Raw genomic sequence first — 12,917 nt, forward strand, 5'->3', positions numbered from 1 at the left:
GGACCGCTGCTGGAGGCGTGCCGGCTGGCTGTGTCCGGAAGGAAGGATCGGTTCCATGCGACGTCGCGATTTCGCGTTCTGGCTCGCTCTCAGCTCGCTCGCCGCAGCGTGCCGCAGCGAGGCGACACCGACACCGAACACCGGAGCGGTTCCGACCATCTCACCGACCCCAGCGAGCACACCGGTGCCGGTCGCAACGCCGACGGCGACACCACCGCCCGCGACACCGGGGCCGACCCCGACAGCACAGCGGACGCTCACGGTGGCACTCTACTTCCTGCGCCAGGAGAAATTGGCGGTAGCACGGCGTGCGGTCGGCGAAACGCCGCGGATCGGAACGGCTGCCCTGCAGGAGCTGCTCGCCGGTCCGACTGACCAGGAGATCTCTTTCGGCCTGAGCACGGAGATTCCACCGGGTACGCGATTGAACGACCTGGCGATCGTCGATGGGGTCGCCACGGTCGATCTCTCGGCCGATTTTGCGGCTGGCGGCGGATCCTTCTCGATGCAGGCACGCGTCGCGCAGGTCGTCTTCACGCTGACCCAGTTCTCGTCGGTGCGGGCGGTGCGTTTCCGACTGGATGGGCAGCCGGTGAGCGCGATCGGTGGCGAGGGAGTGGTCGTCGAGCCGCCGCCGAGTCGGGCTGACTTCGAGGATCTCCTGCCGCTCATCTTCGTGGAGGTGCCCGGGCCAGGCGAGGCGGTCACCAGTCCGCTCCGCGTCGCGGGATCAGCCAACACCTTCGAGGCGATGTTCATGGTTCGGCTGAGCACGGCCGAGGGAGCAGTTCTTTACGAGGAACCAGCGATGGCGACGTCCGGGAGCGGAACACGTGGGACGTTCGATCTGACCATTCCCTTCGTGGTGTCGCAGCCAGTGGATGGGATCTTGCGGCTCTGGGAGTACTCAGCCAAGGATGGCTCGGAAGTCAATATCGTCGAGATTCCGTTGCGGCTGGTGCCATGAGTGGGGAGGAGCGACCAGGGATGGAGGTTCGTGAACGGGTGGAAACGCTCGGTGACCTGTGGTTGTGGGTCGCTGAGGCTGGCCCGAGCGAGGCACCGCCGATCCTGTTGTTGCACGGCTTGTACGATCGGTGGGAGACGTGGGAGCCGGTCGTGCCGGCGCTCGCTGAGCGCTTCCGGGTCATCGCATTCGACATGCGGGGGCACGGGCGGAGTTCGCAGCCAGCTGGGGGGTATACGCTGCGCGATTATGCCGATGATGCCGTGCGGCTGCTCGCGCGGCTGCGTCCGAGCCGACCGATCGTCGTGATCGGCTTTTCGCTGGGGGCACTCGTGGCGATCGTGCTGGCTGCCGAGCACCCGGAGCTGATCCGCGGCGTGGTGCTGGTCGACCCACCGCTCGTCGAGCCGGACGAGGGGACGCGCCTGTGGCTGCGGGCGTTGCTCGAGGCCAAGCGAGCTGGGATCGAGGCGGCCTACGAGCTGGCGCGCGAGCTCGATCCGGACGGGACACCGGAAGAGTGGCAGCAGAGCGCGCTCTGGCTGTGCAGCACGGCCGATGGGCCGATCCTGGCGCTTCTCGATGAGGGGCGGCGACCGGATCCGTGGGAACTCCTGCCACACCTGAGTCAACCGGTGCTCGTCCTGCAGGCTGATCCGGTGTTCGGTGGGGTGTTGGACGACGAGACGGCGCAGCGGGCACTCGCCCAGTTGCGCCAGGGTGAACTCGTCGCGATGCCAGGCTGTGGGCACGCGATTCACCGGACCTGTCCGGACGACTTCCTGGAGGTGGTGCTCGAGTTCTTGGCCCGGCTCGATCGTCCCGCCACCGGAGAGTACGTCGGCCTGGAGCACCCCGCGGGCTGATCGACGTTGCCGCGCTGAGTCGGTATCGCTCCTGCTGTCGAGCGAGCCCGCGGCGGCACGAGAGCGGGCTGCGATGTCCCGGCTGAAGCAGTTCGGGAAACGCGGAGAGCGCGGCGAGGCAGTCATCGCAGGAGCAGCGGCGCACCATGCTGTCCACCGGCACACGAGTTCTCGTCAGGCAGCCGAGCCGAACTGGCATTCTCTTGCTCCGGGCCAAGGGACAAGCACGCTCACCGCGTTGCGCCGGGCAGTGGCTGCGCGGCAGCGTGCTCCTCGTCGCGCTCGTGCTTTTGGTCACCGGCAGTGGGTGCCGTCGTGCCGAAGAATCGCCTGCGGTCGTCTATCTCTTCGAGCCGGGGCAGCTGGTCGCGCTCGATCCGCGAGATGGGCACGCAGTCTGGCGGGCAGCGGTGCCGCTCGATTACTCGTGTGCCGTGTCCCCCTCGCCGGACGGCCGGTGGGTCGCCCTGGTTTCCGAGCGCCTCGTGCTCGTGCCGACGAGCCAACCGGAGAAGATGCTCGTCGTCGATCCGCCACCGGGGTGGTTCTTCACCAGTTGCAATCTGCCCTACGGCACATTCGTCTCGACCATAACGGTCCTCAGCTGGGTCCAGCAAAAGGTCCTCTTCGCCATGCTGCGGAAGAACCTGCCCTACCCTGATGAGTGGGCGGTGGCCGCCTATGATGTGGAGACCCGCTCGTGGCGACCGTGGATGCGCCAGGTGCCAGGCTACTGTCCGCTCCTCGGGTCGCCGGTTGCCCATTTTGCCGCCACCTGTGCTGTTCTGCCGTCGGGAATCCGGAACGGTCTGCGGCTGGCCCAGGCATCAGGCGGCTTACTAGCTATCGATCCGACGAGCGGTGTGCTCCTGGACCAGCTTCCAATCCCACGGGCCGAACTCGCGGCTCGTGGCCTGCGGAACGATGAACCGATCGTTACAGCAGCGACTGACGATCGCTCGGTCGTACTCCTCCTCCGGAACGCCCTCCTCGTCGTACTCGATCGCGACGGGACCTTCCGGCAGGCGGTCGCGGTCGATCGGGAGCTGGGGCTTGCCGGCCGCGCCTATGGCATCGCCCTCCGCCTGGTTCCCAAAGACCGCGTGGCGTGGGTCGTCGTGCAAGAGACGGGCGCGTCCGATCGTCCCATCCTGGCACTCGTCGACCTCCGTGACCAGAGTGTCGTGCGGGTAGTCGACCTCCCGGGCTTCGTGCGCGACGTCGATTTTCTCCCCGACGGGACGGTCGTGCTGAACCGCTCCGTCGAAACGGCGGCGGAGCAGTCGACTGGCGCGCCGACATGGACCGTGGTGCGGCGCGATCTCCGACGGGGCGACGAGCGCGTCCTGGCGACCCTGACGGACGACGGGTACTGCTGCTGGATCGGACCATTGGCCCCGGAGGCGCGAGCGGCGAGTGGACGTTAGCGGTCGGGCAGCTGGCGAAAAAAGCGCTCGAGTGCAGCCAGGAAGGCTGCGGGCTGCTCCAGATGCACGGTATGCCCGGCCGCGGGGACGATCACCAGCTGGCTTGCGGGGATGCGTGCGGCCATCGCCTGGCTGAGCGCGGCATAGCGGGTATCGAGCGCTCCAGCGATCACCAGGACCGGCATGCGCAGCTCGGACAAGCGGTCCCACACCGCTGGCATGCTGCCGGTGCCGAAGCCGCGCAGGGAGGCACCCAGCCCGTGCGGGCGCTGGGCCAGCCACTCGGCGCGCAGCGCGGCGCGTCGTTCGGCGCTCAGCCGCTGCCGGCTGGCGAAGAGTGGCAAGCGCTCCCAATAGTCGGCGAACCAGTCCATGCCCCGCTGCTCGATCGCGGTGGCGAGTTCCTCGTCGGCACGCTGGCGGGCAGCACGCTCGGCCGGGTCGTCGAGTCCTGGTGAGGCGCTTTCCAGGACGAGCGCCGCGATCCGCTCGGGATGGGCGAGTGCCAGGTGGAGCGCTAGTCGCCCGCCCATCGAGTAGCCGAGCAGCCTGACCGGTCCGGAAACGAGTTCGCCGAGCAGGCTCGCCAGGTCGGCCACCTGCTCGGCAGCCGCGTAGCGGGTCGGCGCGCTCGGTGCGTCGGTCCGACCGTGGCCGAGGAGATCCGGTGCGATGACGCGCCAGCCGCGAGCGACCAGTTCCGGAGCGAGCGGCGCCCAGTGCGCGCTCGAGCCAGCGAACCCGTGCAGCAGGGCCAGCGGCGGTCCCTGCCCGGCCGCACAGACGCGGTAAGTGACGCCGCGGACAGCGATCGTCCGCTCTTCGTCCCACACCCTCATCGCCGGGTTCCCGCGGCCAGCGCGTCCCGCACCGCGGCGCGCGCTCGTGCCCAGAGCTCCTGGTGGAGCACGACGTTGCGCTGCCGGTCGCTGCGCAGCTCGACGATGCTGGTCCGGTCGGCGACCAGTGCTGCGGCCAGAGCGTCCCGGACGCTCGAGCGATCGGTGGGACGGGCATAGGCCAGCCCGAAGAGGGCGGCGGCGTGCTGGAAATCGAGACCGTGCGGCGTGCCGAACAGGAACTCGAACTGCTCCGGTACCTCGTGCGCCTGGGGAAGAAAGGAAAAGATGCCGCCGCCGTCGTTGTGGAGGAGCACGATGGTCGCGCGCAGGCGATGGCGCCGTGCCGCCAGGAGCCCGGTGAGGTCATGGTAGAAGGACAGATCGCCGGTCACCAGGACGGTCGGGCCGGTACGGGCCGCGGCGATACCGAGCGCAGTCGACGTGACGCCGTCGATCCCGTTGGCTCCGCGATTGGCGAAGATGCGCACCCGCTGCGGAACGGAGGGGAAAAACGCGTCCAGGTCGCGGACCGGCATGCTGTTCCCGGCGACGAGCGCTGCGCCGTCCGGCAAGAGTTCAGCCAGCTCGCGGAAGACGCGGCCCTCGAACGGCTCATCGAGTTCGGCGAGCCCAGCCTCGAGCGCGGCCCGGGCCGCGCGATCGACTGCCCGCCAACGGGCGAGCCAGTCGGTGTCCGGCCGCGGCGTGGCGAGCGCGAGGGCGCGGGTCAGGGCGCGGACAGTCGGCCTCAGGGCACCTTGGAGGACCCAACTGGCCCGGTGCGCCGGGTCCGGCCAGTTTCCGGCAGCCAAAAGAATCTGCTCGGTGTTCTCCCACGCCTCCAGCGCGAGCTGCAGCGGCTTCGAGGTCGGGATCGCGCCGACGCGCAGGACGAGCTCCGGCTGGAGCGCCGGCAGCGCCTCCGGCTCCCGCAGGACGGCATCGTAGGCATCGAGCACGAGGTCGCGCGGATGCGGGCCAGCCCGGAGCTGCGACAGCGGATCGGCCAGGATCGGGTAACCGAGCAGGCTGGCCAGCTCGACGAGCGCCGGAGCCAGTGCGGGGTCCGGCTGCGGCCCGGCCAATACGACGCCGCGTCGGCGTCGAGCCAGTAACGCCGCGACCTCCGCCAGCTCGCGCTCGTCCAGCTGCGGTGTTCCGCTCAGGACAGCCCCGGCCGGTGCGGCGATGCTCAGGCCGAAGTGGGGGACGAGCGGCTCGCGGTAGGGCAGGTTCAGGTGGACGGGCCCTGGCGGGAAGGCGCGGGCGAGCGCGACGGCCCGACGAGCAGCGGACGCCGCCGCGCGCTGGACGAGCGGCGTGCCGTCCGGCGGCGGGAGTTCGGAGAACCACTTGACGTGCGTCCCGTAGAGCCGGAGCTGGTCGATCGTCTGCGGCGCACCGGCGTCGCGCAGCTCGGGCGGTCGGTCGGCGGTCAGGACGACCAGCGGGACCTGGGCCAGGTTCGCCTCGACGACGGCAGGGAGCAGGTTGGCGGCGGCAGTTCCGGAGGTGGTCACGACGGCGACCGGCTCGTCGAGTCCCCGGGCGAGCCCCAGGGCGAAAAAGCCAGCCGAACGCTCGTCCAGATGGTCCCAGAGGCGGATGCGCGGCTCGCGCGCCAGTCCGAGGACGAGCGGTGTGGAGCGCGACCCCGGCGCGAAGCAGGCGTGCCGGAGGCCGGCATCGGCCAGTGCGGTGACGAAGGCAGTGACGGTCGCGCCGAGCGCGGTGCGATGCTCCATCGCTCAGCCTCCCGCGAGCGCCTCGAGCATCGGCCGGAACTTCGCTTCGGCTTCCGCCCATTCGGCCACTGAATCGGAATCGGCGACGATGCCGCACCCAGCGTAGAGTCGCGCCTGCTGGCTGCGCACCAGGCCGGAGCGCAGGCCGACGACGATCTCGCCGTCACCGCTCGCTTCGATCCAGCCGAGCGCACCGGCGTACCAGCCACGGGGAACCGGCTCGCGCTGGCGGATGAAAGCGAGCGCTGCCTCGCGCGGCGTCCCGCCGACGGCTGGCGTCGGGTGGAGGCGGGCCACGACGTCGAGCACACTGGCGCCATCGTGGAGGATGCCGCTGATCGGCGTGGCCAAGTGATGCACGTTGGCCATGGAAACGACCACTGGTTCTTCCGGGATGCTCAGGCTGGTGCAGAGCGGGGCGAGCGCCGAGCGGATCGCCTCGACGACCAGCGCGTGCTCGTGGCGGTCCTTGTCGCTCCGGCGCAGTTCCTCGGCCGCGCGGTGGTCCTGTTCCGGCGAGCTCGCGCGCGGGCGCGAGCCGGCCAGGGCGACGGTGGCGACGGTGCCGTGGGCGACCCGGGCGAGTCGCTCCGGGCTCGCCCCCAGGAAGACGGTCTCGCCGATCCCGATGGCGAACACGGTGCAACTCGGATAGCGGGCCGCAAGCTCCCGCAGGGCCTGCTCGAGCGGGAAGGGGTCGGCAGCCACCAGCTCGCGGGCGCGGGCCAGGACGACCTTGCGGAGATCGCCAGCAGCGATCGCGGCCAGCGCGTGCTGGATCATGCGCCGCCAGTCGTCCGGTCGGACCAGTTCGTGCTGGACGACCGAGCGAGGAGCGGCCGATGGAGTCGGCAGCGAACTCGTCGGCCAGGTCAGGAGCGCGCGCGGTTCGCGCTCGCCGGGGAACACAGCCGCTTGCACGGACCGGCAGGCGAGCGCCCCCTGTTGCCGGTAGAGCAGGCGCGGCAGGAGAAGCTGGCCCTGACCGAACGGCTGCCACCAGGGATCGGGGCGCTCGTCCGCCGGATCGAAGGCGAGCCCGGCGACAGCCAGCGGTGGGAGCGGTCCCTCGGCCAGCGCGTCCTGAGCCAGTGCCCGCCAGGCAGCGGCGAGGCGAGCTGGCAGGGGGAGACTCGGGCTCGTCACCGACTGGAGCGGCAGGCGCTGGCCGGCCAGCCCAACCAGCGCCTCCTCTCGTTCGGGGACGAGCCAGAGGACGCGCGGGAGGTGGCTGGCCGCGCGGGCGAAGAGCGCGATCGGGTCGACCGGTTCGCAGTGCTCCGCGCAGCTCAGGATCACTGGGCGATCGTGCGCGCGGGCCTGCCGCTCGGCCAGCGGCCAGAGTTCCTGGAGGGTAGCCTGGGGAGCATCGAGCACTCGGCAGCTCATAGGGTTCCATCCTCGTCCAGCGAGCGGTCGGGGAGGCCGACCAGGCGACGGAGCAGGCGGCGGAGTTCCGGGGCGGCTTCGGCGAGATCGGCCGGCGAGCCGGACAACAGCCACTGGGTGACGACCTCGTAGATGGCTCCGAAACAGGCGGTGGCCGCCAGCTGCGGATCGAGCGGGCCGATCAGGCCATCCTCTCGAGCACGCGCGAGCTCGCTGGCGATCAGGGCGGCGAAGCGGCGTCGGATCGCCAGGAGTGCCTCCTGGATGGCTGGTCCGGCCGCCAGCGCCTCGACGAGAAAGAGCCGGGCCAGGTCGCGGTGGGACGCGAAGAGGCGGAGGACGACGTCGAGCGCGGCGTCCAGCTTGCCGGCGGGGTCGGGGGTCCGCTCGAGCGCCAGTTGCGTTCGCTGCAGGAGGAGCGCGGCACTCCGCTCGAGCAGGGCCAGGAAGAGGGCTTCCTTCCCGGGGAAGTGGAAGTAGACGCCACCCTTGGAAGTGGCGGCCGCCTCGGCCACCTCGTCCATGGTGGCCTCGCGGTAGCCGCGGCGAGTGAAGACAGCCAGGGCGGCATCGAGGATCCGCTCGCGCCGCTCGCGTGCCCGCGGCTGGAGCACCTGGCTGGTGGGCTGGTTGGTCAGCTGTGCCATGGCGGCCTCCCGAATCCGACCGACGCGTCAGTCGGATTCAGTGTAGCACGGCTGGTCGGTGCGCTGCCGGGGTTGCTGCCCTGCGCGAGCGGCGCAGAGCCAGTTCGTCCGCGTTGGGCCAACGGAGGGAAGCTGCTGCGGAGCCTGGGCGGACAACGGTGCAGCCTCGCTCGGGCGGGTGGCGGCGATCGACTCCACAACGGCCGGAGCGGGCCTGGGAAACAGGTGCGTGCGGGAGCAAGCGGTGCCGGGTCAGCACGGAGCGCTCGTCGCTGGTGTGCGGGGCGAGTGACACGTCGCAAGCGAGGCGCTTGGCCGCTGCGTGGGGTGGGGTACCGAGCGGGGAGGGAGCGGAAGCCGGGTGGCGCGGGCCGAAGCGCGGTAGAGGAGACCTCAGAGGGGGTATGCCGGTTCATGGGCGGTGTGCTCCCTGGGGTGGGGAGGTACCGCTGCGAGAAGGTAGAGGCGGCGGTGCGAGCGACCGGGCTGTCGCGCATACCGCTGGTTCCGGTAGCCCTTCGCTCTCGTTGACACCCGCGCTCGCTGCGCCGGGAGCAAGACCCGCTGTGTCGCCTATGGGCAAGGGGTCTGGAGAGAGAGTTGGAGATGGCGGCGGAGGTTCGCGACGGTCGTTCCCGCTTACCCTGGCGGCCCGGCAGGCGGAGAGCTGGTGGAGGGCCGAGCGCGCTGGTCAGGGAGTGACGGGGCGGGCGGTCGCGGTGGCGCTGGCGGCGCGCGTCAGGGCGTGTCGGGTCGCTTCCGGGTAATCGGTGATGATGCCGTCGACGCCGAGCGCGACCAGTTCGATGGCCCGGTCGGGGACATCGACCGTCCAGACGTTCACCGGCACGCCGGCCTCATGCGCGGCGGCGATGACGGCGGCGCCGTGCTGGTCGAAGCCGACGTCCATCGGGTGGAAGGCGTCGTACCCGCGCTCGAGCGTGCCGCGCAGCTGCTCGGGCAAAGGGGCGAGCGGTAGCGTGCAGAGGGCGACCGCCAGCTCGGGGTCGAGTCGGCGGACGGTATCGAGCACGGCAGCATCGAAGGAAGAGACGAGCAGACGCGCGCGCAGGTCGGGTCGCTGGCGTACCAAGGCGACGACGCGCTCGGCGATCGCCTGGCCGCGCTGGCGATCGGCGGGGTCCCAGGGAGCCGACTTGATCTCGGCGTTGATGACCACGTGGTTCGGCAGAGCGGCGAGCAGTTCCTCAAAGGTCGGAATGCGCAGCCCCAGGCCGCGGAAGGGGTAGCTCGCCCCGCGATCGGTGGTGAAGGTATAGCCAGCGTCGAGCAGGCGCAGCTCGGCCAGCGTGTGCTCGTGGACGAGGCCGTGTCCGTTGGTGGTGCGCTGGACCGAGGCATCGTGGCAGATGACGACGTGCCCATCGCGCGTGAGGCGGAGGTCGCACTCGATCCCGTGTGCCCCTTGCTCGACGGCCAGGATGAAAGCGGTCAGCGTGTTCTCCGGTGCCAGGCCGGAGGCGCCCCGGTGGGCGATGACCCAGGGACGGGCAGGCCAGTGCCGGAACAGTTCGTGCCGCAACTCGGTGCTCTGCATCGTCTTGCTCCTTTCCTTCCAGCTTCCCCCTTTTCGCTGACATTGTCGAGCAGATCGACGTGCGAGTCGTGACCGAACGATTGCGATAGCCGGCTGCGTGGCGGGCAGACGGCCTGCCGGTAACCGAACCGCAACATCTCGGGGGGAGGCATGCCGTATCAATCGCACGGACCGAACGCGGGGGACGGTCGGGAGCGAGCGATGAAGGTGCTGGAACGGACCGAGGCAGCGACACGAGTACGGCCGCTCGCCGGGGAGAGGCTGGAGCGGTTGCGCCAGGCGATCGATGAGTGGCCGCTCTTCTGGCTGCTCGTCGCGCCCAACTTGATCCTCTTGGTCGTCTTCACCTACTGGCCGCTCGTCTACAACGCTTACCTGAGCCTGATGCAGTGGGACCTGATCAGTCCCGTCAAGATCTTCGTCGGGCTCGAGAACTACCGGTTCCTGCTCGAAGACAGCGAGTTTCGCGAAGTCGTGCGCAATACCGTCGTCTTCACGCTGGGCACGGTGGGCGGGACGATGCTGCTCGGGTTGGCGTTCGCCCTGGTGCTCGATCAGCCATTGCGTGGGCTGGCGCTGGCGCGCGGCGTCGTCTTCGCGCCGTACGTGCTGAGCGGTGCGGCGGTGGCCGTCTTCTGGGTCAACATGCTCAACCCGCGCTTCGGCCTGGTGGCGCAGGTGGCGAGCTGGCTGGGGACGGTGTCGCCGGACTGGCTCAATCACCCGCGCCTGGCTATGGTCGCGGTCATCCTGGTCTACGTCTGGAAGAACGTCGGCTTCAGCACGATCGTCTACCTGGCCGGTTTGCAGCGGATTCCCCAGGAGCTGTACGAAGCGGCAACGGTCGACGGGGCAGGGGTGTGGCAGCGCTTCCGCTCGATCACGCTGCCGCAATTGGGGCCGATCACGCTGTTTCTCCTGGTCGTCTCGACGATCGCCTCGTTCCAGGCCTTCGATCTGATCCGGGTCCTGACCGATGGTGGGCCAGTCAACGCGACGACGACGCTGCTCTTCTACATCTGGGAGCAGGGGTTCGTCGCCTTCAATGCCGGGCGGGCAGCGGCTGCGGCGGTGGTGCTGTTCGCCCTGTTGGCGGTGATCAGCTGGCTGCAGGTGCGGCTCGGCGAGCGGAGGGTCTCCTATGACTGAACGGCGCAACTGGCGACGAGCGATCGCGACCGGCCTGCGCGGCCTACTGGTGGGGCTGGTCGTGGTGATCATGGGATTGCCGCTCTACTGGGTGGCGACGGGAGCACTCAAGACGAACCAGGAGATCTACACCTTCCCACCGGTCTGGATACCGCGCCAGCCACAGTGGGGGAATTTCGTCGAGGCCTGGCAGGCGGTTCCCTTCGGGCGGTTCTTCGTCAACAGCATCGTGACCACGCTCGGGGCCGTGGCGCTCGAACTCCTCTTCGCGCTCCTCTCCGCTTATGCGCTCGTCTTCGTCCGCTCGCGGGGAAAGGGGCTGGTCTTCGCCGTGGTGATCGCAGCGTTGCTCGTCCCCGGAACCGTGACGCTGCTCCCCAACTACCTCACGGTGGCGCGCCTGGGGTGGATCAATACCTATCAGGGGCTGATCATCCCGGTCGCCGCTGTCGCCTTCGGTGTCTTCCTGTTCCGGCAACACTTCCTGACCCTCCCGCGCGATCTCCTCGATGCGGCGAGGCTGGACGGCTGCGGGCATCTCGGGCTCCTGCGTCATGTCGTGGTGCCGCTCTCGCAGCCGGTGATCGTGACCTTTCTGGTGATCTACCTGGTGGCGCACTGGAACGACTTCCTCTGGCCGCTGGTCGTGACCAACCGACTGGAGTGGCGCACGGTGCCGGTCGGCGTGGCTTATCTCTACCAGGTCGAGGGCGTGCAGAACTGGGGTCCCATCTTGGCCGGCACGGTGATGGCGCTGGTACCGATGCTCCTCGTCTACGTGGTGGCGCAGCGCTGGATCGTCAAGGGGATCGGAGGTGGCGCGTTGAAAGGCTGACGCGCGGAGCGATCGATTCGACGCGGCGAGGTCGGAGACGGAATGGAGGAGGACAACGATGAACAAGAGCTTGACGCGACGGCGACTGCTCGTGGCGCTGGGCGGACTTTCGAGCGCGGCATTGCTGGCGGCGTGCGGCGGGACGGAGGCGACACCGACACCGGCGCCGGCGGCAGGCAGCGCAGCCCAGGCGAGCCCGACACCTGCTGCAGCCGCAGCCAGCCCGACACCAGCGGCGGCGAGCCCGACTGCGCCGGCGGTGGTCACGTCGCCCGGCTCGACGGTGAAAGTCGTCTACTGGGGCTCGTTCAGCGGCAATCTCGGCGAGGCCGAGCAGGGAATGGTCAAGCGGTTCAACGAGTCCCAGAAGGACGTGGTCGTCGATTACCAGTACCAGGGGAATTACGAGGAAACGGCGCAGAAGCTGACCCAAGCGCTCGCGGCCGGGACCACGCCGGACATCGTGCTCCTCTCCGATGTGTGGTGGTTCAAGTTCTATCTCAACGACGTGCTGCTCCCGCTCGACGACCTCTTCGCGGCCAACAAGATCGACACCAAGGACTACGTCGATCCATTGATCGAGGAAGGGACGCGCAAGGGAGTCGTCTACTGGGTGCCGTTCGCGCGTTCGACGCCGCTCTTCTACTACAACAAGCAGGTCTGGCAGGAGGCCGGACTGCCGGACCGCGGTCCCCAGACCTGGGCCGAGTTCCTGGAGTGGGTACCCAAGTTGCTCAAGAAAGAAGGAGACAAGACGACGCGCTACGCTTTCGCGCACCCGAGTGCCGCCTCCTACATCGCCTGGCTGTTCCAGCCGGTGGTGTGGCAGCACGGCGGGCGCTACTCCGACCCGGACTTCACCATCCGCATCCAGGAGGACCCCGCGGTCGAGGCCGGTCGGCTGTACCTGGCATCGGTGCGGGACGGTTGGGCGGTACCGACCAAGGACATCGTGGCCGACTTCACGAACGGTGCGGCGGCTGCCATGATGGCCTCGACTGCTTCACTGCGCGGCATCCTCAAGACCGCCACGTTCCCGGTCGGGACCGCCTTCCTGCCGGAGGGACCCAAGGGCTTCGGCTGCTGCACCGGTGGGTCCGGCCTGGCGATCCTCAAGAACAAGCCGAAGGAGATTCAGGAAGCGGCCTTCAAATACCTGGCCTTCGCGACCGATCCGGAGAACACCATGTGGTGGTCGCAGAATACCGGTTACATGCCGGTGCGCAAGTCGGCGATTGCCAGCCAGGAGATGCAGAATTTCTACAAGGAGAACCCGAACTTCAAGACTGCGGTCGAGCAGCTGCCCAAGACGCGGCCGCAAGATGCAGCGCGCGTCTGGATCCCGAACGGCGACCAGATCATCGGCAAGGGACTCGAGCGGGTGACCGTGCAGCAGGAGGATCCGGCTGGCGTGTTCGCCGATGTGGCCAAGACGCTCGAGCGCGAGGCCAAGCCGGTGGTCGAGCAGCTGAAGCGCCGCGAGGGATGACGG

The 12,917-nt window shown here is 69.2% G+C and carries 11 protein-coding genes; 6 read left to right on the forward strand and 5 right to left on the reverse strand.

The features are described 5' to 3' along the window. The first annotated feature begins 55 nt into the window (after positions 1-55). The 3 genes from TRD_RS10375 to TRD_RS10385 all read left to right on the forward strand — a co-directional run bounded on the left by TRD_RS10375 (position 56) and on the right by TRD_RS10385 (position 3,260). A complete protein-coding gene (locus TRD_RS10375) occupies positions 56-967 on the forward strand; it encodes a GerMN domain-containing protein (RefSeq protein WP_012643171.1) in 912 nt (303 codons plus the stop codon). A gap of 20 nt (positions 968-987) precedes the next feature. After that, positions 988-1,833 carry an alpha/beta fold hydrolase gene (locus TRD_RS13855; RefSeq protein ID WP_012642884.1) on the forward strand — a complete coding sequence of 282 codons (846 nt, stop codon included), beginning with the start codon at positions 988-990 and terminating at the stop codon, positions 1,831-1,833. Positions 1,834-1,979: 146 nt separating this feature from the next. Next, positions 1,980-3,260 carry an outer membrane protein assembly factor BamB family protein gene (locus TRD_RS10385; protein ID WP_012643222.1) on the forward strand — a complete coding sequence of 427 codons (1,281 nt, stop codon included), beginning with the start codon at positions 1,980-1,982 and terminating at the stop codon, positions 3,258-3,260. Here the strand turns inward: TRD_RS10385 and menH are convergent. From menH to TRD_RS10410, 5 genes are all read right to left on the reverse strand, one after another. Then, complete coding sequence (gene menH, locus TRD_RS10390; protein WP_041437253.1) at positions 3,257-4,099, reverse strand: 2-succinyl-6-hydroxy-2,4-cyclohexadiene-1-carboxylate synthase; 843 nt, start codon at positions 4,097-4,099, stop codon at positions 3,257-3,259. The two genes, TRD_RS10385 and menH, sit on opposite strands and share 4 nt — an antisense overlap. Continuing rightward, positions 4,096-5,847, reverse strand: a complete 1,752-nt coding sequence (gene menD, locus TRD_RS10395; RefSeq protein ID WP_012642667.1) for a 2-succinyl-5-enolpyruvyl-6-hydroxy-3-cyclohexene-1-carboxylic-acid synthase — start codon at positions 5,845-5,847, stop codon at positions 4,096-4,098. Before menD ends, menH begins: the two co-directional genes overlap by 4 nt. 3 nt (positions 5,848-5,850) lie before the next feature. Continuing rightward, a complete protein-coding gene (locus tag TRD_RS10400; RefSeq protein ID WP_012642614.1) occupies positions 5,851-7,236 on the reverse strand; it encodes an isochorismate synthase in 1,386 nt (461 codons plus the stop codon). Next, positions 7,233-7,883, reverse strand: coding sequence for a TetR/AcrR family transcriptional regulator (locus TRD_RS10405; RefSeq protein ID WP_012643125.1), 651 nt, complete (start codon positions 7,881-7,883; stop codon positions 7,233-7,235). The genes TRD_RS10400 and TRD_RS10405 overlap by 4 nt, the downstream gene beginning before the upstream one ends. Before the next feature lie 691 nt (positions 7,884-8,574). Then, entirely contained in the window at positions 8,575-9,441 is an 867-nt protein-coding gene (locus TRD_RS10410) for a glycerophosphodiester phosphodiesterase (RefSeq protein WP_012642885.1), read from the reverse strand. A gap of 201 nt (positions 9,442-9,642) precedes the next feature. Here TRD_RS10410 and TRD_RS10415 point away from each other — a divergent pair, with 201 nt between their 5' ends. From TRD_RS10415 to TRD_RS10425, 3 genes are read left to right on the forward strand one after another with little or no spacing between them, the layout of a single operon-like run. Next, complete coding sequence (locus TRD_RS10415) at positions 9,643-10,590, forward strand: carbohydrate ABC transporter permease (RefSeq protein WP_143714771.1); 948 nt, start codon at positions 9,643-9,645, stop codon at positions 10,588-10,590. Continuing rightward, the gene (locus TRD_RS10420) at positions 10,583-11,425 is read left to right on the forward strand and encodes a carbohydrate ABC transporter permease (protein ID WP_012642526.1); all 843 of its coding nucleotides are present in this window, start codon (positions 10,583-10,585) and stop codon (positions 11,423-11,425) included. The genes TRD_RS10415 and TRD_RS10420 overlap by 8 nt, the downstream gene beginning before the upstream one ends. Before the next feature lie 58 nt (positions 11,426-11,483). Further along, positions 11,484-12,914, forward strand: coding sequence for an ABC transporter substrate-binding protein (locus TRD_RS10425; protein ID WP_012642381.1), 1,431 nt, complete (start codon positions 11,484-11,486; stop codon positions 12,912-12,914). The last annotated feature ends 3 nt before the right edge of the window (positions 12,915-12,917 follow it).

Source organism: Thermomicrobium roseum DSM 5159 (genome assembly GCF_000021685.1).
In the GTDB taxonomy this organism is placed as follows: Bacteria; Chloroflexota; Chloroflexia; order Thermomicrobiales; family Thermomicrobiaceae; genus Thermomicrobium; species Thermomicrobium roseum.